Origin of the sequence: Aquitalea sp. (assembly GCF_030150775.1) — a bacterium.
Classification (GTDB): domain Bacteria; phylum Pseudomonadota; class Gammaproteobacteria; order Burkholderiales; family Chromobacteriaceae; genus Aquitalea; species Aquitalea denitrificans.
The window spans coordinates 104,559-125,891 of record NZ_JASLFG010000049.1; the positions used below are offsets into that span (position 1 = coordinate 104,559).

Here is a 21,333-nt window from a genome sequence, read left to right on the forward strand (position 1 = left end):
GCATAGTGCCACATCTGGCTTATCTGCCCATCAAGGGATTACCCTGTCAGCCAGACAGTTTATGCGCGGTAAATAACAGAGAGGGAGACACAGACATGCTGATGCAAATCGATCAGGCCACCCTGCTGGTGGTGGATATCCAGGACAAACTGCTACCGGCGGTGGATCAGGCTGACAGCATGCTGGCGGCAAGCCTGTGGCTGGTGGGTGTGGCCCACGACACCGGTCTACCAATTGTGTTTTCCGAACAATATCCACGCGGCCTGGGCCATACCGAAGCCAGCTTGTTGGCACAGGCCCCGCAAGCCAGCGTGGTGGAAAAACTGCACTTTTCCTGCGTGGCGGCAGAATGCCTGCCGGACAGCCTGCTGGCGCGCAAACAGGTGATTGTCTGTGGCATGGAAACCCATGTCTGCGTGTTGCAGACCGTGCTGCAACTGCTGGCGCAAGGCAAACAGGTGTTCGTGGTGGCCGATGCGGTAGCCAGCCGCCGCGACAGCGACAAGCAACTGGGCTTGCAACGCATGCAGGCAGCGGGCGCGGTATTGGTGAGTCGGGAAATGGTGCTGTTTGAAATGCTGGGCGCGGCTGGCAGCGAACTATTCAAGGCCATGAGCCGCAAATACCTGATGGGGGTACAGCCCTGAAACTCCAGGATCCACGCTGGCAACAGGCAATGCGGCAGGCCTAATGGGCAGCTTGTCAGGCCTCACCACCTGCGAACATAATTTCCGCCATATTGGGTCTACCAAGTCTGTTTTCCCAGGCAATAATTAAAATCCGCAGCAGCATCCAGGCTTGTCACTGCAATCGCAGGCAAAACCTGATCCACAAATGAAAACGTGGATCAGGTTTTTGTTTTTGGAGCATCACCAATGCGTATTTGTAAAATACTCAACAACAATGCAGTCATTGTCCGTAATGCACAACAGCAGGAACAAGTTGTCATGGGGTGCGGACTGGGTTTTCAGAAACGCCCTGGAGATTATCTGGACAAAACCTGCATTGAAAAAACGTTTTCACTGCAAGAACCTGGCTTGCAAGCATTACTCAGCGAACTGCTGCAACGTATTCCGATAGAAATCATCACCGTCAGCGACCATGTGATTTGCCAAGCGCGGAAAAAGCTTCCATTTTTGCATGACCGCATTTATCTGACTCTGGTTGACCATTTCCACTTTGCCATCGAGCGCCATCGTCAAGGAATAGCCATCCGCAACCTCATGCTGTGGGATATTCAACAATTATATCCTTGCGAATACGATATAGGCGTAGCGTCATTGGAACTGATCGCGCAGGAACTGAACTGTCAGCTACCAGTCGATGAAACCGGGTTCATTGCATTACACTTGGCCAATGCCCAATTGACGGGAGACATGCAAGTAACCAATCAGATCAGTCTCCTCATGCAGGAAGTGCTGCAGATTGTGCGCTTAAAAATGCATATAAGACTGGATGAAAATACACTGGCCTTCCATCGCCTTGTGACACACCTTAAATTTCTGGCTCAGCGAATACTCAACAAGCAGGGTTTTCCTTCCGTAGACCTGGAGCTGCAAAAAATGGTGGAAGACTGCTACCCGCAAGCTTGGAATTGTGCCAAGACAATTAGCAATCATATCGAAAAGCATGCCTACCCAAAATTGACAGATGCAGAACTCATGTACCTGAGCTTGCACATTAACCGCCTGCACGACCGACAAAGCAAACAATAGCAACCATAGAAATTCCGCTTTGTAATATTTAAAAAACCTCCATCTTCAAGCACACAAAAAGAGCGCGCAAATGAAATAAGCCTCCGCAATAGAATCAACACATCACCAATCAACTGGATTGTTATCGCACCTGCGAGCAAAACCTGAAATCACTCTCCACCATGAGAGCTGGCTTCAGGTTTTTTTATTTAATCACTCAAGGAATAAAAAATGGAGGAACTGGCCAATACCATCCTGAGCAATATAGGTGGTAAGGACAATATAGAAAGCCTGGTTCACTGTGCCACTCGTTTGCGCTTCAAACTGAAGAATAGCAATCTGGCACAAACGGCCGAACTAAAGAAAACGCCTGGAGTGCTCATGGTGGTGGAGAGCGGTGGTCAATATCAGGTTGTCATTGGCAATGATGTTGCCAAGGTTTTTGCCGCTATCGAAAAACAACGACAACAGGCAGAAAAGTCAGTCGATGTGTCGTCCCGCGACAAGGAAACCTTATTCAGCCGCTTTATTGACGTCGTTTCCGGCATTTTCACCCCATTTCTTGGCGTCATGGCTGCGTCCGGCATCCTGAAGGGTTTGCTGGCGCTGGCGCTGGCCTGCCATTGGATGACAGCGGACAGCGGTGCTTATCACGTGCTGTATGCCGCCAGTGACGCACTCTTCTTTTTCCTGCCTATTGTCCTGGCCTATACCGCCGGACAGAAATTCGGCGGTTCGCCCTTCATCACCATGGCAATCGGGGCTGCCTTGCTGCACCCGACCATACGCAGCCTGTTTGCCAGCGGCAGTACTGGTGCGTCGCTGAATTTCTTTGGCTTGCCACTCACCTTGCTGGATTATGGCTCTTCAGTGATGCCGGTCATTTTCGCGGCCTGGTTTAGTTGCCTGCTGGAGAAACGGGTACAAGCACGCATCCCTGCCGCCATCCGCAATCTGGCAACGCCATTGCTTTGCCTCGTCATCACGGTTCCCTTGACCTTTCTGTTGATCGGCCCGCTGGCCACGCAGGCCAGCCATGGACTGGCGGCTGGCTATCAATGGCTCTATGCCTTGTTCCCGGTGCTGGCAGGTGCCGTCATGGGGAGCTTATGGCAGGTATTCGTCATTTTTGGCCTGCACTGGGGCTTCATCCCGCTGATGCTCAATAACCTCAGCGTGTTGGGCTACGACAGCATGCTGCCGCTGCTCTTGCCGGCGGTCATGGGCCAAGTGGGCGCGGTACTGGGTGTCATGCTGCGTAGTCGCGACAGCAAGCAACGCTCGCTGGCCGCCTCTGCCGCTACGGCTGGTTTATTCGGCATTACCGAACCGGCCATCTATGGCATCAACCTGCCTGCCAAGCGCCCTTTCCTGTTTGCCTGTATCGGCGGGGCGCTAGGCGGCATGGTGGTTGGCTATGTGCAAAGCAAGGTGTACTCGATGGGCTTGGTCAGCGTTTTTACCTTTGCACAGATCATTCCGCCAAGCGGGGTGGATGGCAGCGTGTGGGGTACCTTCATCGGGACTGGCATTGCTTGCCTGTTTGCCTTGCTGGCCACCTTTTTCTTTGGCCTGCCTGCCACGGTAAAAACCAGTCCGCGCCATCCCGTCCAAACAGAACAGCACACTATTCTCTCGCCCATTAGCGGCAATATCCGCCAGCTCTCCAGCATTCACGATACAGCCTTCGCATCCGGTGCGCTGGGCGCTGGGATTGCCATCCATCCCACCACGAACAGCCTGCACGCACCTTGTGCCGGCAGCATCAGCGGTGTGCAACCTTCCGGGCATGCACTCACCCTGCACACCGAGCATGGCGTGGAAATACTGATTCATGTCGGCATCAATACCATCCATTTGCAGGGACAGCATTTTCATCCACAGATTGCGCCGGGGCAGCGCGTCACAGCAGGCCAGCTACTGATGCACATTGATCGAGAAGCCATTCAGGCGGCCGGGTATGACCCCACCGTGCTGCTTACCCTGTGCCAAGGTGCGGACAAGGCCAGCATCCAGCTACTGCAAGCCGGCCAGGTTCAAACCGGCGACCCATTGTTTCTGCTTCACACCGACCATCTCCCAACCCAAGCTTAAGGAGTACAACATGCAACGTTTTCCCGAGCATTTCCTATGGGGTGGTGCTATTGCCGCCAATCAGGTTGAAGGTGCCTACCGGGAGGGTGGCAAGGGCTTGTCCACCTCGGATGTGCAGCCCCAGGGCATTTTTGGCCCCATCAGCCAGCGTGAGGAAGGTGACTTCAATATCAAGGATGTTGCCATCGACTTTTACCACCGCTACCCGGAAGACCTCGCCCTGATGGCGGAAATGGGCTTTCGCTGCCTGCGCACCTCGATTGCCTGGAGCCGGATTTTTCCTGAAGGGGATGAAACAGAAGCCAATGAAGCAGGCTTGGCTTTCTATGACGCCCTGTTTGATGCAATGGCCAGCCACGGCATCGAGCCGGTTATCACGCTGTCCCACTATGAAATGCCGCTGGGGCTGGTACAGCGTTATGGTGGCTGGCAGGATCGCCGCCTGATTACCTTTTTTGGCCACTATGCCAACACCGTGTTCAAGCACTTTGGCCATCGGGTGAAATACTGGCTGACCTTCAACGAAATCAATATGTCGCTGCATGCGCCGTTTACCGGGGTGGGCATGGCGGCAGACAGCTCTGCGCAAGCCATTTATCAGGCCATTCATCATCAACTGGTTGCCAGCGCCCGCGCCGTGCGTGATTGCCATGCCATGCTGCCAGATGCGCAAATCGGCAATATGCTGCTGGGCGGCATTGTTTATCCGCTTAGCTGCCATCCGGACGACATGCTGGAAACACTGCGACAAAACCGGCAATGGCTTTTTTTTGGCGATGTCCAGGCACATGGCAGTTATCCGGCGTATATGGAGCGGTTTTTCCGTGAGCAACAGATTCAGCTGGAGATCAGCCAGCAAGACCTGACGGATCTGCAACATACGGTGGATTTCATCAGCTTCAGCTATTACATGTCTGGCTGCGCCACCGCAGACCCGGCGCTACAGCAGCGCTTGCGCAGCAATATTCTGGATACTGTTCCCAATCCGCATTTGCCCAGTTCGGAATGGGGCTGGCAGATTGATCCGCAAGGCCTGCGCTATCTGCTGAACCTGTTATACGACCGCTACCGCAAACCGCTATTCATTGTGGAAAACGGCCTTGGCGCACGTGATGTGGTGGCCGAGGATGGGTCCATTCAGGATGATTACCGGATCCGCTATCTGAATGATCACCTGCTGCAGGTGGCGGAAGCCCTGCAAGATGGTGTGGACGTGATGGGCTATACCAGCTGGGGGCCCATTGACCTGGTCAGCGCCTCAAAGGCACAAATGTCCAAGCGTTATGGCTTTATTTATGTTGATCGGGATGATGATGGCCAGGGCAGCCTTAAGCGCCTGCGCAAGAAAAGCTTCTTCTGGTATCGCGATGTGATTGCCAGCCAGGGCGCCAGCCTGCAAGCCGGGGAGTCCCGCCCATGAAAACGCCATGGCAATATAAGCCGGCAGGCCCTCTCGCCCTGACCATGCTGCTGACACTGTGCAACGGACCACCAGCATTGGCAGAGCCCACCCAAGCCTTGATCACAGAAAACACTGGACTGCTGGGCGGAAGCCGGCTGGATCTGTCGCTGCGCAATCTCTACCGCAGCGGCAATGCCAGTGAATGGGACCCGGATCTCCTGCCACATCATTACAGCACCTGGGTGCAAGGGCTCAGCCTGGATTATCGGAGTGGCTACTGGCAGGACCGACTCGGCTTGGGCATGTCCTATGAATCAGTCATTAATCTGCGCACCCGTACAGAAAATGGCTACACCGACAATATGCTGCCGCGAGACCTGGGCAGCTTCAGCAAACTTGGCCAAGCCTATCTGCGCTACCAACAGCACGGCCTCAGTGCGCAAGTTGGCTGGCAGCATATGTATAACGTTGGCGTGATTCATGCACGCGACAGCCGTGCCGCGCAAAAGAGCTACCAAGGCCTGCGCCTGGATGGTGAAGCCGGACAGTGGAGTGGGCTGCTAGCCGTGGTGGATCGCACCTCAGACCGGCACGAGCCTGAGAAACGGCGGTTTTACAGCCGGGATGGTCGTCACCAACTAAACCATATTGTCAGCGGCCAAGTGAAATGGGAAAGCGCAAAAAACAACTCTCTATTGTATTTTGCCGGTGAAGCTGACCGCTATCTGTTCCGCCAGGGGCTGGAAACCTCCTGGCAGGCCCAGCCATCCGGACTACGTCTGGAAGGCTTTCTCTATCACAATCGCGGCCTGAGCTGGTGGGAAAGACGGGACTTCAGCCGCGACGCATATCATTTTGGATTCAAAGCAAGCCGCGAACTGGGGCCATTCACCCTAACCGGGGGCGGCAGCCATACCTGGGCCAAGCCGCAAAACCCGTCCGATCTGGGCTTCTTTTATTTCAATCTGGCCCGTAACGCAGTCGGCCGCTTTGCCAGCCCGGCATACAACGGCATTTTCGATTACATGCATGATCGTGAAACCATGCTGTTCGCCGGCCTCAGCTATCGCCCACATGCCTCCACCCGTATTGGCATGGCCGCCTATCACGGCAGGGGCATGCGTTATCAGCAGATTCCGTTGCGGCACTGGGACGTGCTCGGTTTCATCGAGCACAAACCGCCGCAGTTGAAGAACCTGAGACTGCTCCTGATGGTTGATTACGGCCAGAGCTGGAAACGCACGCGCAATGGACAGGCAGATGTAGCCAGCGGCCAGCAGATCAACAAACCTAAAATCGGCAGCGGTTTCCAGATCGACTACTTGCTGCCGCTACTGTGAGTGCCATCCAGCAACCCACTTCAGAACAGGAGCCACCATGCGCCGCCTCCCTGCCCGCTTAAGCCTGCTTGCCTTTTTTTTTGTCACTGATGCCATGTCTGCTGACACCACCGCCGATATTGAAATCTATATTGCACGCCACGGAAGAACCATGCTGAATGCCAGCGATCGGGTACAAGGCTGGAGCGATGCCGTCCTGACACCGCAAGGTCAACGCCAGGCCATCAGCCTGGGCCGTGGCCTGGCCAAGCAAGGCATTCTTTTCAATGCGGCTTACAGTAGCGACAGTGGCCGGGCCCTGCAAACAGCCCGCCTGCTATTGGCACACAATGGCCAAGCCCAGTTGCCAGTACGCACCGACTGGCGCTTCAGAGAATTCAATTTCGGCAGCTATGAAACCCTAGCCAACCAAACACTGTGGCAGGACATCGCCGACCAACACAAGATGAGCCTGGCGCAATGGCTGACCAAGGTCACCCCCAAGGACTTTGCCGATACCGTTGCCATACTGGACCAAGCGCGGCAACAAGCTCGTGCCGATACCTGGCCCGCAGAAAACTATGCAGCCATCCAGCAACGCCTGCGCAGCGGCATGGAACAGCTGATCAGCCAAACTCGCCAACAGGGCGGTGGCAAAGTACTGCTGGTATCGCACGGACTTAGCATCAATGCCCTGCTCGACCTGCTGCTACCCGGCCAGACCGTGGCAACGACAAAGCTGGAAAATGCCAGCATCACCCGCCTGCGTTTGCACAACGGCCAATATCAATTGCTGGACATCAATGATTTGCGCTATCTAAAGACGGGACAGCTTCCAGCCGACATATCGTTGCCGGCAGACAGCATTGCGCCACCCACGTCAAAGGAGTCCTCCCAATGACGACAGCAACTGCGCTTTTGATGCAGGAACACAAACCTAGTCCATGGCCGACACCAGCAATCCTGCTTAGCCTGCTGGCATGCTGTGCCTTGCCTGCCTTGTCACATGCAACACCGGCAGAAAGCTGGGATGGCTATGTGCTGGGCATGGAAAACACGGACAACGGTGTACTGGGCGATATGCACGGCTTGCGCTCAACACTGGCAAACCATGGCTTCACCTTTAGCACTGCCTGGTTAAGCCAACTCGCCCGCAATATAGAGGGGGGATACAATCCCGACCGTCACACCGCCTACATCGACCAGTTCTGGTTCATGTTCACCCAAGACTTGTCCGATGCAACCGGTATACCGGACGCCAAAATAGAAGGAAACATTGTCAATCGCAATCACGACAATAATCTGACCGCAATGCGTCTACAGGATAATCGTGTCACCGGCGGCGACCTTGCACAGGAGAGCTGGGGCGGACAATCCATCACACGTCTGGGCTGGCTGACGTTCAGTCGCAGCTTTCTGGATCAGCGTTTGCAATGGCGGCTGGGACTGATGAACAAGGTGCAGGATTTCGACCAATCCATTCCCTGTGATTTCCAATTGCTCAACCTGTGTGGTGGTAAAGCTGCCGCTGCCCGGACTTGGTATAACTGGAATTCACATTACTGGGGCAGTACTTTCCAATACAAGATCACCCCGGAATGGACAGTGAAAACCGGGCTACTGGAACAAAACCCTGAGGCGACTTCCCGCAGCCATGCCTGGAGTGTCAGCACCCAAGGCAGCAAGGGCGTTTTGTTCCCGCTGGAACTGGAATGGAAAACCGCCTCGGTAAACGGCTTGCCCGGCATCTACAACCTGGGATGGCTCTACACCAATGCCAGGCAAAACGCCCTCTTCCAAGGCAATGCGACACAGCCCGAGCAGTATCGCCACACCGGCTATTGGTATGCCGGATTAAATCAGCAACTGACCCGTCATCATGGTGATAAACAACGCGGGCTGAGTTTTTCCTGGAGCCTCGGCCTGGGTGACAAAAGAAGCAATCCCATCCCGCTGGTTACCTCCGCCTCATTACGTTACCGTGGGCTGCTGGACAGCCGACCGCAGGACATGATGGGCATTGGCACGGCCTGGATGCACTACAGCAGCAACTACCAGCGACAGCAGCAGTATCTGAATACCCAGAGCGGTATCAGCGACTATGCCGATGCCAGTTATGGACCACTCCCCGGCTATGCGATGAACAGTGAATTTTTCTATCGCGCCCAGCTGCGGCCCTGGCTGCAACTGCAACCGGGTATCCAGTACTGGAGAAAACCTGCGGGACTCAAGGAAACCCCAGATGCCTGGGTGGTGACACTCAAGACAGTCGTCATATTCTGAGTATCTTGTCCCGGCGGATTACGCCGTGGTTTGCACCATCCACTTGATCACCATGCGGGAACATCACTATCAGAATGGAAAAAGTTGGCCAAAGCATTTGCTTTGGCCAACTCTGTTCCGGTGGCGGCTATGCCGCTCTGTTTTCTCCTTTGCAGACTGGCGCAGGACGGTGATTGCAAGGAGGAGGGAGCAATCACCCGTCGCCAGCTACTGCATGACATATAGCAATTGTCGTGCCAGAAAACACAATTCATTGATAACAATGAAAATATGAATATTTACTGAGCCAGCAAGCCAGCGAGCTTCCCATGTGCACAGCGAAAATGCACCATTTTGGGGCGCAGCCAGACCAGAATGGCGCAGTCAGCCTCAGCCTCCGAGACAGCCTGCTCTTGTGCTAGCATCAGTCACTGATTCCGACAACACCTTGCCTCAAGCAGGAAACCCACCGCATGACGACCACTTTCAAGGATATTCTGGAAACCTTGCCCGCCACCGATGGCATTGCCGCCATCGTACTGCTGGATGCCGCTGGCGAAACCCTCACCCGTCTGGAAAACAAACCAGGCACCGCCGGTTCGGTACGGGTTTACCATGCCCTCATCAAGAAACACAGCCATATCAACCGCGCAGCAGCCCAGGAAGGCTTGCAACTGTACGCAGAACATACTGCCGATGCCCGCCTGCATCCGGGCAAACATCCGAATATCGACCGCCTGCTGGCCATTGCCGAAGACGGCGCACCCGGCCTGCGCGCCCGCATCGTGTTGCAGGACAACTAAACTGCACCCAGCGCGACAGCCTGCCCTGCACTTGGCCGGCTATCGCCACCAGCCTTACCAGCTCTCCGGCAGCACACCAAACAGCGATACCACCGCATACACCCCGCTGAGAAAAAAAGTGGTCATGATCAGCCACTGCACACTGCGGTGGGCATACCAGCCACAGACAAACTCACTGCTCACATCGCCCCGGCGTCGTGCCGCATTCAGCAGCAAAACCGGAATAATGCCCATCAGCACGCCACCAAATGTGCCGGCGAAGTACAGCGCATTGACGAAGCTGGCAATGCCCGAGTACGCCAGCAGGAAGGGCGGCAGTGCCACCACCACCAGTACCAGCAGCCGTTTTGACTTCTGGGTTTCGCTACCCAGGCGGAAGTGGTCGAAGATATTGGTGAACAGGCAGCCACCCAGCCCCCAGTAGGAAGTCAGCATGGCCAGTAAGGCGAAGATATTGGCGGTATAATAGGCCCATTGCCCCAGCGCCCTGCCCCAGCTTAGCGTGGCCACCTGGGTCAGGTTGTCGCTGCCCACCAGGGCGATCACCGAAGCCGGAATCAGCGCGACAAAGACAAAGGTCAAGGCCATGCCGGCCATGATGAGACCCGGCAGCTTGCGCGGCGCAGTCAGATTGCCGCGTACCAGCTCCGGCACCAGAAACTGGGCACCGAACACAAATACCGCCAGGTTGAACACCGGCACCACGTACTGCCAGTGACTCAGCCACAGATTGCTCAGCCGCGCATCCTGACTGACGATGGATGCCAGAATCAGCGCCAGGATGATGACAATCATGCTGATGCTGATCAGCTTGTTGCCCGCGCCCAGCACCTTCAAGCCCAGATACAGCACGGCCACCGACGGCACAATGAACAGGATGCTGCCCAGCTCCTTGCTCATGCCATATCCACCCAGCAAATCCAGCAAGATGCTGCCGCTGCCTGCCATATAGGCAGTCAGCGCCCCGAAGCTGTTGGCCGCCACAGCCAGAAACAACAGCCAGCCCCCCAACCCGCCCAGATAACGGCGCGCCAGACCGCTGAGCTGATGGTTGCCACGGGTACGTAGCGCCACTTCAGTCAGGTAGAGCATGGTAATGGTACACAGTACACAGGTAATCGCCAGACACAACAACAACGGGACATAACCGGTCTTGCGCGCGGCAAAGGCCATGCCCAGCACCCCTGCCCCGATATTGGTACCGAAAATGATGCCTATGGTTTCCAGCCTGCCGATGGGCTGAACCAGAAGGCCAGAGTCTGCATGGGACGGCTCTGCCGCCAGTTCACTTGAATGCATGGTAGCTCCGTGGAAGTGCAAGATTCAGCCGGTCAGCGTGGTGACCACGCTGACGCGGCTGGCGACAGGTTTCACTACGGATGGGAATACAGCTTGAACGCAATACGCCAACGGCCCTGGCGCTTGCACAGCGAGACGTAATCGGTAAATACCCGCCCGGCCAATGGCGTTTGCAATTCGGCCATGGCGGCATTGCCACAGAGACGGATCTCACCTATCTGCAATCCGTAGGGTGCACCCTGAGCATGCGGCGAGGGCCGGCTTTGCAGCAGGCTACGGTATTGCGCCTGATCCAGCCGAGACTCGGCCCCTTCGACATCACCCAGCAGCACGGCGTCGGGGCGAAAAGCCTCTGCCAGTTTTTCCGGTCGACCGTAATACAGGGCCTCGTAATAGGCGGTCAGTGCCTGGCGGATCTGTTCCAGATCGGATGAGCAGGACATGCAATTCTCCAGATGGGATCTAGCGGGAATGAGGGGCTGCAGTCTTGGTTGGCGACAGTCCGGAAGGGGCCAGCTTGCACAACTGCTGCATCAGCCAGGACGGCTGACGGTTTTCATCTGCAGCCAGGTCTACCTGCCCCACCGCATGACGGACCAGACGGCCACCGAGATAGCGCAAGGGTTCGGGCGGGAAATCGCGCTGCAGGCCATGAACCAGACCACATCGCGACCATTCGTTGTCCAGCCGTAACGCCAGCGCGGCCAGAATCTTGCCCCCCAGCATGGAGGGGCCGACACCATTGCCGGAATAACCGATGGCATAGAAAACATTGGCCTGACCGGGCAAGGCACCAAAATGCGGCAGGCCGTTACGGGTACGATCAATCGGCCCGGTCCAGTTGCTGACGATGTCCGCTGACTGCACGCCCGGATAGGCGCGGCGCAGATGAGCCGCTACCGTGGCGGCGATGCCGGATGCGCCATCCAGCTTGTCGGCCAGCCTGGCACCGTACACCAGTTGCTCACTACCACCACCCTTGCCGAACACAATGCGGCCATCCGGCGTGGTGCGGTAGTAGTGCACCAGCATGCGGCTATCGGAAATGGTCATGCCACTGCTCCAGCCAATTTTCTCCAGCAAGCCAGGCAAGGGCCGTGTCATCACCACATCACTGGACACCACGACAAAAGCCTTGCGGATGTCGGCAAACTGCGCGGCCCAGGCATTCATCGCCAGAATTACCTTGTCGGCACGCACACTGCCATGGGTACATTGCACCCGCGCCGGTACACCACCGTCCAGCCGTTCCATTGGTGAAGACTCGTATACCTTGACCCCGAGCCGACGGGCATGGCGCAACAGACCGCGCGCCAGCATGGCTGGCTGAATGGAGGCCGATACCGGCTCGAACACCCCGTCCAGATGCAGACTGGAACCACTCAGCTGCGCCGCCGTTCCTGGAGCCAGCCGCTGAAAGGGGGATTGGCCCAACCGTTCCAGTTGGCTGACGGTACTTTCCCAGCTACCGAGCTGGGCAGTGTTTGTGGCTGCCCACAACCAGCCATCCAGCCGCAACTGGGCATCGATGTCATGTTGCTGGCAGAAGGCCTGCAAATCGACAATGGCCTGCGACGACTGCTCGCACAGGCGCAGGGCTTCGGCTTGGCCGCACATTTTGGCCAGCGACTGATACTTGGCCCACAGGCTGAGTACAAAGCCGCCATTGCGGCCGCTGGCACCGCTGCCGCACAGTCTGGCCTCGGCGATGACGACCTCGGTATCGGGGTTGGCCTGCTTGATTTCGATGGCACTCCACAAACCGGTAAACCCGCCGCCCACAATGCAGACATCGGCACGAATATCCTGCCGCAGCGACTCGGGGGCAACCGGCCCCTCTGCGGCCAGCGCCTCGGCAAGCCAGCTACTGAAAACACTACAGCGGGATGCAGCGGAGGACATGCGGTATGACTCCTTGTGTCAAGACAGCTGCCTACCGGTACAAGGCAGCCACTCACGACAGGGGCGGCCTTCAGTACAGGGCGGAGCTGTTGGAAAGATCAGCAGGGAGCTTATTTGAATTAGCCGGATAGATTGATGGGAAAGAACTGAAACAGCAGCATGAAAGGAGTTGAGCCTTGCCGGTAAAGTCTGCGGCAGGAATCAGGCAGGAGAATGCAGGGCAACGCGGCGAAGTACGGTGCAGGGAGAGCAAGACATGAAAAAAGCCCGCATGAAGCGGGCTTTTTTCTTGCAGCATAATTCCGGATAAGGGAATCAGGCTTGAGCAACCACAACCACTTTGATCGGGGATACTACGTCGTGGTGCAGAGCGATTTCGATGTCGTACTCACCGATGGCCTTGAACGGGCCGTTCGGCAGGCGAACTTCGAAACGCTTGATTTCCACGCCGAATGCGGTCACGGCTTCAGCCACGTCCACATTGGTCACGGAACCGAACAGACGGCCATCAACACCAGCTTTTTGAGCGATGGTGATAACAGCGTCAACCAGCTTTTCAGCACGAACCTTGGCATCGGCCAGGATTTCAGCTTGCTTGGCTTCCAGTTCGGCGCGACGAGCTTCGAACTCTTTCAGGTTGACTTCGGTAGCGCGCTTGGCTTTGCCTTGCGGGATCAGGAAGTTACGGGCGTAGCCGTTCTTAACCTTTACCACGTCACCCAGTTGACCCAGGTTGGCAACTTTTTCGAGCAGAATGATTTGCATCTTAAGTCCTTTCCCGGCTTAGTGTTGATCGGTGTAAGGCAGGAAAGCCAGGAAGCGAGCACGCTTGATAGCAGTGGTCAGCTGACGCTGGTAGCGAGCCTTGGTACCGGTAATGCGAGCCGGGATGATTTTGCCGTTTTCGGCGATGAAGTCTTTCAGGAGATCAACGGATTTGTAGTCGATTTCCTTGATGCCTTCTGCCGTAAAGCGGCAGAACTTCTTGCGCTTGAAGAGTTGACGAGCCATTTTGACTAACCTTTTACAAATTCAACATATTCGATATTGAGTACCAACCGCGGATTCTTCAGACTGCGCTGGGACAGAAAGCCGGTGAGTGTCACCGTGTTTCCCGCCAGTTTCCCGGCATGTTTCCGGGCGTCTTCTCCAATCAGCACGGCCTGGATTTCACAGGCCACATCGCGTTCGAACCCGCCGGCAGTCTGTCTTGACTGATGCCGGACCCACATTTGCACTACCGGAATACCGGCAGGGGTGTAACGCAGGTCTTCTTCGCGTTCGACCGTCGCGGTCAATACCAGACGGTTCTGCAAGTCCTTCACTCCTGCCTATCAGGCAGCAGCTTCGGCCTCGGCTGCCGGCTGCTGGGAATCCAGCAGATTCTTAGCCTTTTCGTCCTTCATCATCGGGGACGCTTCGGTAATGGCGCGATCCAGCTTGATGGTGAGGTGACGCAGAACAGCGTCGTTGAACTTGAAGGCGTGCTCGATCTCGGCCAGGGTTTCGGACTGGCACTCAACGTTCATCAGAACGTAGTGGGCTTTGTGCAGCTTCTGGATCGGGTAAGCCAGTTGACGACGGCCCCAGTCTTCCAGACGGTGGATCTTGCCTTCAGCGGCCAGAACCATGCCCTTGTAGCGCTCGATCATGGCCGGAACCTGTTCGCTCTGGTCCGGATGGACGATGAACACGATTTCGTAATGACGCATGTTAACTCCTTATGGCTATTTAGCTTTTTGCCATGCGGTTGCAAAAAGCAAGGTAGTGAAACCGCAGCATTCTACGCACTTAATCTGGGCTGGGCAAACTAAATCGGCCATGCAAGCCGGGTAATGTGCCATCTGCCCGATCAAAAACAACAGCTACATGCGTTTGTCGCGGTGAATTTCGCTGATCAGGCCCTGATGCAGGGTGATTACCGTGGTATAGGGCAGATCGATGTCGCCCAGCCAGTACAGCTGCGTGTCGCCACTAGCGGCTGGGTCGTTGCGCACATAATCGGGCTTGCCGGCAAGCTGCTGCAGCTCGCTGGCGGGCATGTCGCGGTGCAGGTGCATGAATTGTTCGAACGGTAGCGGATCGGCCTGCAGCAGCGATGACAGCAACAAGCCTGCCAGCGCAGGCAAAAGGGTTTTCATGGCAATGCTTCTCTTACCGGGTGGGAAGCCAGAGTATTCCACAGGCAAGCGCGGACATGGCTGACCGCCATGAAATTTCCGGTCAATGTTGTTTAACGCACCTTTTTCACCACATCAATCAGCTCGGTCACCATGCCGGTGGCGTCGCCTTCCTGCAGGGCACGGCTGACACAGCCCTTCATGTGGTTTTCCAGCAACTGCATGGCAACTGCATCCAGGGCTGACTTCACTGCCGCCACCTGGGTGAGCACATCCACGCAGTAACGGTCTGATTCCACCATGCCGCTGATGCCACGTACCTGCCCCTCGATACGAGCCAGACGCTTGAGCAGCGCTGCCTTGTTGGGCTGGGTCACGCTCTTGCCACTGGCTTCCGGCTGCGGGTGGCAGCAGGCGTCGTTTTTTGGGGCAAGGCTCATGCGGACTCCGCGTTCTGGATTGAAATCAGGGCTGCCAGTGTAACACCGGCAGCACCGGGCTTGCGCAGCCTGCCGCTCAGGCGCTGACCTCCAGCATGGCCATCATGCCGGCGTCTTCGTGCTCCAGGATATGGCAGTGGAACATGCGCAGGCCGGGCATGGCCTGCACAAAGCGCAAACGCACCGTCTCACCCGCCGGAATATTTACCACATCGCGCCAGGCCAGGAAGGGTTCTGGCTGCCACACGCCATCATCGGTGCGGGCTATCACCTGGAACTGGGTGCCATGGATATGGAAGGGGTGGTCCATGTGCGCCTGGCTGACGATATCCCATTCTTCGATCTGGCCGACCTTGCCGGTGAAATCCACCCGATTCATGTCGAACTTCTTGCCGTTGATCAGGAACATCGCCGCCGGATCAGCCATGTTCTCGCTGAACTGCACCACCCGCTTGACGGCAGGCGCCTCCAGCGGCGCAATCGGGCGCAGCGTTGTCGGCAGCTCGGCAGTGTCCTTGCTGCCGTTGCGGCTGATCGTCGCCAGGGTGAGGATTTCGCTCTGTTCCGGCCCCATGGCCTTGCCACGGTTGTAGGGCAGCGCCTGCAGGGCTGATGGCTGGCCATGCGTGAAGCGCCCGGTGATGACGATCTCCGCCCGCTCGCCTGGCGACAGCAGCAGCGTATCAATGCGACGCGGCGCGCCAATCAGCCCGCCATCCGTCCCCACCAGTTGTACTTCGTGCGCGGGCAAGGCCAGCTTGAGGATGCGGGCGCTGCTGGCATTCCAGATGCGCCAGCGCTGCCGTTCTCCCTCGGCCAGGGTAATCACCGGTTGCCAGCCGCCATTCACCAGCACGAACTGGCCTTCGCGGCCATCATGCCGGTCGGCAGCACTGCTATCCGCAATCTGGCCATGGACATCCAGCTTCAGATCGGACAGCACCAGCCACTGCTCCGGCAGATGGGCCAGCGGGTCGTTGCGGCTTTTCACCACGAATACCCCGGCCAGCCCCATATAAGCCTGCTGTGCGGTATGGCCATGCGGATGCGGGTGATACCAGTAGCTGGCGGCACTACCAGCTGGCAACTTGAAGTGGTAATTGCGGGTCTGGTCCGGCAGCACCGGCGCGTGCGGATTGCCGTCCTGCTCCGCCGGCACCGGCATGCCGTGCCAGTGAATGGTGCTGGGCTGCGCCAACTGGTTGGTAAACTGCAGGCTGACCTCATCGCCCTCCCAGGCCACGATGGCCGGGCCGGGAATCTGGCCGTTATAGGCCCAGAAGGCGGTGGCCGGCTTGCCCGGCAACAGCGGCAGGCTGACCGGTGCGGCACGCAGCTGGCCAAGGAATTGGCCGGCCGCCCCCTGATTGGCCAGCATGGACAGGGCCGGTAAAGGCAGGCCACGCGGCAGGCCGAGACCCTCTGCCGCCGGCAGGGCTGCATCGGTGGCAGCGCCATGCCCCATCCCGGCGTGATCCATGCCCGGCATGTCGGCCATGCCTTCTGCCCAGCTCTTGCGCAGCAGCAGCGGCGTCAGCGCCAGCGCGCTGCTCCAGTGCAGGAAATGTCTTCTGTCCATGTAGTGACTCCGTCAGCAAATGAAATGCGCTTGATCCTGCCTGGCTGCATTCAGGATCGCCACGCCATACCCCCCAAGGGTATAAGCACCATAGAGTGCAGTATACGCACCCGGGTTCCGCAACGGAGCAGACTCAGCACAAAAAGCTGGCCGCCATCAAAAAACCCCATGCCGCGGCATGGGGTTTGCAGGATGAATGTGGTGCAGAAGCCTCAGCCAGCCTGCGCTTTCAATACGCGCTGACGGCGGCTTTCCGCCAGCACCATGCCGGAAGACACCGACACATTGAGGCTTTCCACAGTACCGAACATGGGGATGGACACCAGCACATCGCAGTGTTCGCGCGTCAGGCGGCGCATGCCCTCGCCTTCCGAACCCATCACCCAGGCCAGCGGGCCGGCGGCATCCACATGGAACAGGTCGGTATCGGCTTCCATGGTGGTGCCGGCAATCCACACCCCGGCGTCTTTCAGATCGCGCAGCGTGCGGGCCAGATTGGTGACGGTAATGTAGGGAATCACTTCGGCAGCGCCGCAGGCCACCTTGGACACAGTGGCGTTCAGCCCGGCGGAGCGGTCCTTGGGTGCCAGCACCGCATGCGCGCCCATGGCATCGGCCACGCGCAGGCAGGCACCCAGGTTATGCGGGTCGGTGACGCCATCCAGAATCAGCAGCAGCGGTGGTTCGCTGAGGTTTTCCAGCACGTCGTCCAGATCGACATGGTTGCGGCTGGCGTCAATCATCGCCACCACGCCTTGATGGCGGGCGTTGCCGCTCATGCTGTCCAGCCTGGCCTTGTCGACAATGTGCAGCTTGATGTTTTCTTCAGCGGCCTTGTCCAGCACGGCCTTGGCGCGCTCGTCCTGCCGGCCTCCGGCCAGCCAGATTTCGATCAGGCTTTTCGGGTTCTGCCACAAGCGGGCGTTGATGGCATGAAAGCCGTGAATGAGTCGCTTGTTGCTCATGCGCTTGAAGCCTTGTAAACGGGAATGGGCGCTATTGTAGCCGCAAAGCCAGGGCCTTGCTGCCAAACTGCAGCGCCCGCAGCCTACATCCCGCCCTGCCAGTCCGCCAGGACTGCCAGCCGGGCCGACTTGGCCAAACGCTCCGCCAGTTGCGGAAACTCCACCGCCGGCACCGGTTTGCCAAAGTGGTAGCCCTGCAGCAGGGTGCAGCCCTTGAGTTCCAGAAAATCTGCCTGAGCCGCATTTTCCACACCTTCGGCCACCACCTTGAACTTGAGCTTCTTGGCCATGGCCAGGATGGCTTCGGCAATGGCGGCATTGTCTTCATCGCCCGGCAGGCCGTCGACAAAGGAGCGGTCGATCTTCAGCGTATCCAGCGGGAAACGCTTGAGGTGTGACAGCGAGGAATAACCGGTACCAAAGTCGTCAATTGACAGCCACACCCCCAGTGCTTTCAGTTCGGCAAGCTGGTGCACGGCTTCCACCGGGTTCTGCATGATCATGCTTTCGGTGATTTCCAGCTCCAGCCGGCAGGCATCCAGCCCGGTGGTTTGCAAGGCACGGGCCACATTGTCCACCAGCGTGGTCTGTTCAAACTGGCGCGCCGACAGGTTGACGGCCACGCGCGGTACAAACAGCCCGGCATCGTCCCAGGCCTTGATCTGGCGGCAGGCTTCCTGCAGCACCCAGTCGCCAATGGGCTTGATCAGGCCGGTTTCCTCGGCCAGCGGAATGAAGCGCAGCGGCGGAATCAGCCCCAGTTGCGGGTGACGCCAGCGGATCAGCACTTCTACCCCGGACATGTCGCGGCTGGCAGCATTGAGCTGCGGCTGGTAGTGCAGTTCGAATTCACCCCGCTCCAGCGCCTGGCGCATGCCGTTTTCCAGCAACAGGCGTTCGAAGGTCTGGGTGTTCATCTCGGCATCAAAGAACTGGTAGGTGTTCTTGCCGGCGTCCTTGGCACGGTACATGGCGACATCGGCGTTTTTCAGCAGGCTGCGCGCATCGGTGCCGTCATTGGGGAATACGCTGATGCCGATGCTGCCGGTGACAAACACTTCGTGTTCTTCCAGCCGCAGGCCACGTCCCAGCACGGTGAGGATGTCCTCGGCCAGCCCGGCCAGCTCGGCCTGGTCGGCAAATTCGGTCAGCAGCAGGGTGAATTCGTCGCCGCCTTGGCGTGCCAGCAGGCCACGCTCGCCCACCGAGTTGGACAGGCGAATGGCAATTTCGCGCAGCAGTTCATCACCGGACTGATGGCCGAAGGAGTCGTTGATCAGCTTGAAGCGGTCCAGGTCGATGAACATCACCGCCAAGGGCGTCGGTTCGCCGCTCATGTCGACAATGGACTGTTCCAGCCGGCTGATCAGGCTGCTGCGATTGGGCAGCCGGGTGAGCGGGTCGTGATTGGCCAGAAACTGCAGCCGCTCTTCGGCCTGCTTGCGCACGGTGATGTCGGAAAACACCGCCACGTAGTTGCTGTGGAAGCCACCGTCGTCACGCACCAACGAGATGGACAGTTCGGCCGGATACCAGTCTCCGTTCTTGCGCCGGTCGCGCATTTCGCCCTGCCACTGGCCATGCTGGGCCAGCGCCTGCTGCATTTGCTGGCTGACGCTATCGTCACTGTCGGCAAAAATGCGCGACAGCTTGCCCAGCGCTTCGGCCTCTTCGTAACCGGTGATGCGGGTAAAAGCGTGGTTGACCGCGATGATGCGGGTATCGGCGTCGAGAATCAGGATGCCTTCAGCTGAATTTTCAAACACTTTGGCCGCCAGCTTCAGGTTGGTATCGGCAGCGATGCGGTCGGAGATATCCACCACCACACCGATCAGCGCGGGCTTGCCGTCATACTCCACCAGCCGGCTGTGGACTTCCAGATCGACCAGCCGCCCGTCACGGCTGATGGCGCGCGTGGTGTAGTGCATTACCTGGATATTGTCGCGCAGGCGGCGCTTGATCTGCAGCCGGATGCGGCTGGCTTCGCTGGGCGGCAGCAGGCTTTCCAGCGGCATGTCCTGCATGTCTTCGGGCTGGTAGCCAACAATATCGGCCAGCTTGGGGTTGACATACACCAGCCGCTCGTCCTGCAGGATATAAATACCCACCAGGGTTTGCTCCACCAGCGCCCAGTACTTTTCCTCGGCTTCTTTCTTGGCTTTCTGCTCTTCCCGCGTACGGGTGATATCGGTATCCACGCTGCCCACACCGGCGGGCCGACCCTGGCTGTCGAACAAGGGAAACTTGGTCACCAGCATGGTGAAGGTGGCATCACCGACGCTGAAGCTTTCCTCGAACTGACGCGGTTCCAGGCAATTGAGTACCACCTCGTCCTGCTGCTGGATGCGCCGGGCATCTTCCGGTACAAAATAATCCGCCAGCGAACGCCCTACCATGGCGTATTCGGTCACCCCCAGCATGCGGCTGTAAGCACGGTTGGCCAGCAGAAAACGACCATCCAGCCCCTTGAGCGACATCATATTGGGACTGTTGTTGACCAGCGACTCCACCCGTGAGCGGAATTCGTTCAGCTCGTCGTCCTTGCGCCGGTGAATATCGCTGAGCGTGGCCACCAGCAGAGATGCCACGATGAAGGTCAGGCACAAGGCCGTTTCCGTCATCAGCTCGGTACTGCCAGCGTACAGGTACAGGCTGGGGAAAAAGCCTGGCAGCGACAATAGCAGGCACAGCAGCGAGCCGGACAGGCAGGCCCCCAGCAGACGGCCACGGAAAGCCGCCCAGATCATCAGCGGGAAGAACAACACCGGGCGGGGAAAAGGCAGGTTGTGGGTATTACTCACCATTGACGCCCACACTGCCAGCATCACCAGCAGGATCACCAGCAGCTCCAGCAGGCGGCGGCGATCCGGCAAGCCCGGCAAGCGTAACAGCGGCAGCCAGCAGGTCATGGCCAGCATGCAGCAAGCGGCCGCCAGCGCCATCCACGGCAACACCATGGCCAGGCTGCCATGCCAGAAGCAAAACAACCCCAGCAGGGCGACCGGCGGTGCCGCAAGGTAGGCGCACACTTCCAGCAGGTTCAGCAACAGGTGGGAAATGACCGAGGCATCCGACAGCACCACCGGCTGCGCACGCAACAAGCGGGCCCCTGGCAGCAACAGCAGCAGCGACAGGCTCAGTGCGCCAGCCCATGACCACGGCAGCCACTGGCTGCAGATCAGCCAGGCGGCCAGCGGCCAGTACCACACCGCGCCGAAACCACGCCACAGCAGCCAGCCGGCAAACAAGCCATGCGGCAGGAAGCCGTACAGCGGAATTTCACCCAGCGCCTGCCTGGGCCACAACAACAAGCTGGCAGCAAACAGCAGAAATGCCGCCCAGCCGGCAAACAGCCCCTTAGTTTTCACTCTCCCAGTCCTTTGCAGCCACGCTCTGACCATGCCCGGCACCTGCCGGGCACTATTGATTGGTATAGGGTTCAGATTTCTGGCGG

Annotated in this window: 20 protein-coding genes; 8 read left to right on the forward strand and 12 right to left on the reverse strand. The window is 58.0% G+C overall.

All coding sequences use genetic code 11. The annotated features are described in order from the left end of the window. Window positions 1-95 precede the first annotated feature (95 nt). From QVF59_RS16960 to QVF59_RS16995, 8 genes are all read left to right on the forward strand, one after another. Window positions 96-647, forward strand: coding sequence for a hydrolase (locus QVF59_RS16960; RefSeq protein ID WP_287881392.1), 552 nt, complete (start codon window positions 96-98; stop codon window positions 645-647). A gap of 195 nt (window positions 648-842) precedes the next feature. Further along, entirely contained in the window at window positions 843-1,715 is an 873-nt protein-coding gene (gene licT / locus QVF59_RS16965; protein WP_287881393.1) for a BglG family transcription antiterminator LicT, read from the forward strand. Window positions 1,716-1,925: 210 nt separating this feature from the next. Continuing rightward, entirely contained in the window at window positions 1,926-3,788 is a 1,863-nt protein-coding gene (locus QVF59_RS16970; protein ID WP_287881394.1) for a beta-glucoside-specific PTS transporter subunit IIABC, read from the forward strand. A gap of 10 nt (window positions 3,789-3,798) precedes the next feature. Then, complete coding sequence (locus tag QVF59_RS16975; protein ID WP_287881395.1) at window positions 3,799-5,208, forward strand: glycoside hydrolase family 1 protein; 1,410 nt, start codon at window positions 3,799-3,801, stop codon at window positions 5,206-5,208. Beyond that, on the forward strand, window positions 5,205-6,530 hold the full coding sequence (locus tag QVF59_RS16980) for an OprD family outer membrane porin (protein ID WP_287881396.1): 1,326 nt from the start codon (window positions 5,205-5,207) through the stop codon (window positions 6,528-6,530). Before QVF59_RS16975 ends, QVF59_RS16980 begins: the two co-directional genes overlap by 4 nt. Window positions 6,531-6,567: 37 nt before the next feature. Next, window positions 6,568-7,410, forward strand: coding sequence for a histidine phosphatase family protein (locus tag QVF59_RS16985; protein WP_287881397.1), 843 nt, complete (start codon window positions 6,568-6,570; stop codon window positions 7,408-7,410). Beyond that, window positions 7,407-8,792, forward strand: a complete 1,386-nt coding sequence (locus tag QVF59_RS16990) for a carbohydrate porin (RefSeq protein WP_287881398.1) — start codon at window positions 7,407-7,409, stop codon at window positions 8,790-8,792. Before QVF59_RS16985 ends, QVF59_RS16990 begins: the two co-directional genes overlap by 4 nt. Before the next feature lie 452 nt (window positions 8,793-9,244). After that, window positions 9,245-9,574 carry a DUF2322 family protein gene (locus QVF59_RS16995; RefSeq protein ID WP_287881399.1) on the forward strand — a complete coding sequence of 110 codons (330 nt, stop codon included), beginning with the start codon at window positions 9,245-9,247 and terminating at the stop codon, window positions 9,572-9,574. 54 nt (window positions 9,575-9,628) lie between these two features. On the opposite strand, the gene QVF59_RS17000 is transcribed toward QVF59_RS16995, so the two are convergent. The 12 genes from QVF59_RS17000 to QVF59_RS17055 all read right to left on the reverse strand — a co-directional run bounded on the left by QVF59_RS17000 (window position 9,629) and on the right by QVF59_RS17055 (window position 21,247). Further along, entirely contained in the window at window positions 9,629-10,873 is a 1,245-nt protein-coding gene (locus QVF59_RS17000) for an aromatic amino acid transport family protein (protein WP_287881400.1), read from the reverse strand. Window positions 10,874-10,947: 74 nt separating this feature from the next. Next, the gene (locus QVF59_RS17005) at window positions 10,948-11,316 is read right to left on the reverse strand and encodes a nuclear transport factor 2 family protein (protein WP_159875100.1); all 369 of its coding nucleotides are present in this window, start codon (window positions 11,314-11,316) and stop codon (window positions 10,948-10,950) included. Between the two features lie 19 nt (window positions 11,317-11,335). Beyond that, a complete protein-coding gene (locus QVF59_RS17010) occupies window positions 11,336-12,775 on the reverse strand; it encodes an FAD-dependent oxidoreductase (protein ID WP_287881401.1) in 1,440 nt (479 codons plus the stop codon). A gap of 315 nt (window positions 12,776-13,090) precedes the next feature. Continuing rightward, window positions 13,091-13,540 carry a 50S ribosomal protein L9 gene (rplI, locus tag QVF59_RS17015; RefSeq protein ID WP_159875098.1) on the reverse strand — a complete coding sequence of 150 codons (450 nt, stop codon included), beginning with the start codon at window positions 13,538-13,540 and terminating at the stop codon, window positions 13,091-13,093. A gap of 18 nt (window positions 13,541-13,558) precedes the next feature. Then, on the reverse strand, window positions 13,559-13,786 hold the full coding sequence (gene rpsR / locus QVF59_RS17020) for a 30S ribosomal protein S18 (protein WP_011137185.1): 228 nt from the start codon (window positions 13,784-13,786) through the stop codon (window positions 13,559-13,561). A 5-nt stretch (window positions 13,787-13,791) separates the two neighbouring features. Next, a complete protein-coding gene (gene priB / locus QVF59_RS17025) occupies window positions 13,792-14,091 on the reverse strand; it encodes a primosomal replication protein N (protein ID WP_159875097.1) in 300 nt (99 codons plus the stop codon). A gap of 18 nt (window positions 14,092-14,109) precedes the next feature. Next, window positions 14,110-14,487: a 30S ribosomal protein S6 gene (gene rpsF / locus QVF59_RS17030; RefSeq protein WP_089085557.1), complete on the reverse strand. Its 378-nt coding sequence runs from the start codon at window positions 14,485-14,487 to the stop codon at window positions 14,110-14,112. Between the two features lie 153 nt (window positions 14,488-14,640). Beyond that, window positions 14,641-14,916, reverse strand: coding sequence for a hypothetical protein (locus QVF59_RS17035; protein ID WP_159875096.1), 276 nt, complete (start codon window positions 14,914-14,916; stop codon window positions 14,641-14,643). Window positions 14,917-15,008: 92 nt separating this feature from the next. Further along, window positions 15,009-15,335, reverse strand: coding sequence for a metal-sensitive transcriptional regulator (locus QVF59_RS17040; RefSeq protein WP_159875095.1), 327 nt, complete (start codon window positions 15,333-15,335; stop codon window positions 15,009-15,011). A 76-nt stretch (window positions 15,336-15,411) separates the two neighbouring features. Continuing rightward, window positions 15,412-16,914 (reverse strand): multicopper oxidase family protein, encoded by a 1,503-nt coding sequence (locus QVF59_RS17045; RefSeq protein WP_287881402.1) that lies wholly within the window; start codon window positions 16,912-16,914, stop codon window positions 15,412-15,414. 212 nt (window positions 16,915-17,126) lie between these two features. Next, window positions 17,127-17,879, reverse strand: coding sequence for a 23S rRNA (guanosine(2251)-2'-O)-methyltransferase RlmB (rlmB, locus tag QVF59_RS17050; RefSeq protein ID WP_287881403.1), 753 nt, complete (start codon window positions 17,877-17,879; stop codon window positions 17,127-17,129). Window positions 17,880-17,962: 83 nt separating this feature from the next. After that, window positions 17,963-21,247: a sensor domain-containing protein gene (locus QVF59_RS17055; protein ID WP_287881404.1), complete on the reverse strand. Its 3,285-nt coding sequence runs from the start codon at window positions 21,245-21,247 to the stop codon at window positions 17,963-17,965. Window positions 21,248-21,333 lie beyond the last annotated feature (86 nt).

Bases quoted from the DNA above. Each gene is read 5' to 3' on its own strand.
- QVF59_RS17045 (WP_287881402.1), bottom strand. From the start codon at position 16,914: ATGGACAGAAGACATTTCCTGCACTGGAGCAGCGCGCTGGCGCTGACG.
- QVF59_RS17040 (WP_159875095.1), bottom strand. From the start codon at position 15,335: ATGAGCCTTGCCCCAAAAAACGACGCCTGCTGCCACCCGCAGCCGGAA.
- rpsR (WP_011137185.1), bottom strand. From the start codon at position 13,786: ATGGCTCGTCAACTCTTCAAGCGCAAGAAGTTCTGCCGCTTTACGGCA.
- rlmB (WP_287881403.1), bottom strand. From the start codon at position 17,879: ATGAGCAACAAGCGACTCATTCACGGCTTTCATGCCATCAACGCCCGC.
- QVF59_RS16990 (WP_287881398.1), top strand. From the start codon at position 7,407: ATGACGACAGCAACTGCGCTTTTGATGCAGGAACACAAACCTAGTCCA.
- QVF59_RS17000 (WP_287881400.1), bottom strand. From the start codon at position 10,873: ATGCATTCAAGTGAACTGGCGGCAGAGCCGTCCCATGCAGACTCTGGC.
- QVF59_RS16980 (WP_287881396.1), top strand. From the start codon at position 5,205: ATGAAAACGCCATGGCAATATAAGCCGGCAGGCCCTCTCGCCCTGACC.
- QVF59_RS16985 (WP_287881397.1), top strand. From the start codon at position 6,568: ATGCGCCGCCTCCCTGCCCGCTTAAGCCTGCTTGCCTTTTTTTTTGTC.
- QVF59_RS17035 (WP_159875096.1), bottom strand. From the start codon at position 14,916: ATGAAAACCCTTTTGCCTGCGCTGGCAGGCTTGTTGCTGTCATCGCTG.
- QVF59_RS16995 (WP_287881399.1), top strand. From the start codon at position 9,245: ATGACGACCACTTTCAAGGATATTCTGGAAACCTTGCCCGCCACCGAT.
- QVF59_RS17005 (WP_159875100.1), bottom strand. From the start codon at position 11,316: ATGTCCTGCTCATCCGATCTGGAACAGATCCGCCAGGCACTGACCGCC.
- QVF59_RS16960 (WP_287881392.1), top strand. From the start codon at position 96: ATGCTGATGCAAATCGATCAGGCCACCCTGCTGGTGGTGGATATCCAG.
- rpsF (WP_089085557.1), bottom strand. From the start codon at position 14,487: ATGCGTCATTACGAAATCGTGTTCATCGTCCATCCGGACCAGAGCGAA.
- QVF59_RS17010 (WP_287881401.1), bottom strand. From the start codon at position 12,775: ATGTCCTCCGCTGCATCCCGCTGTAGTGTTTTCAGTAGCTGGCTTGCC.
- QVF59_RS16975 (WP_287881395.1), top strand. From the start codon at position 3,799: ATGCAACGTTTTCCCGAGCATTTCCTATGGGGTGGTGCTATTGCCGCC.
- QVF59_RS16970 (WP_287881394.1), top strand. From the start codon at position 1,926: ATGGAGGAACTGGCCAATACCATCCTGAGCAATATAGGTGGTAAGGAC.
- rplI (WP_159875098.1), bottom strand. From the start codon at position 13,540: ATGCAAATCATTCTGCTCGAAAAAGTTGCCAACCTGGGTCAACTGGGT.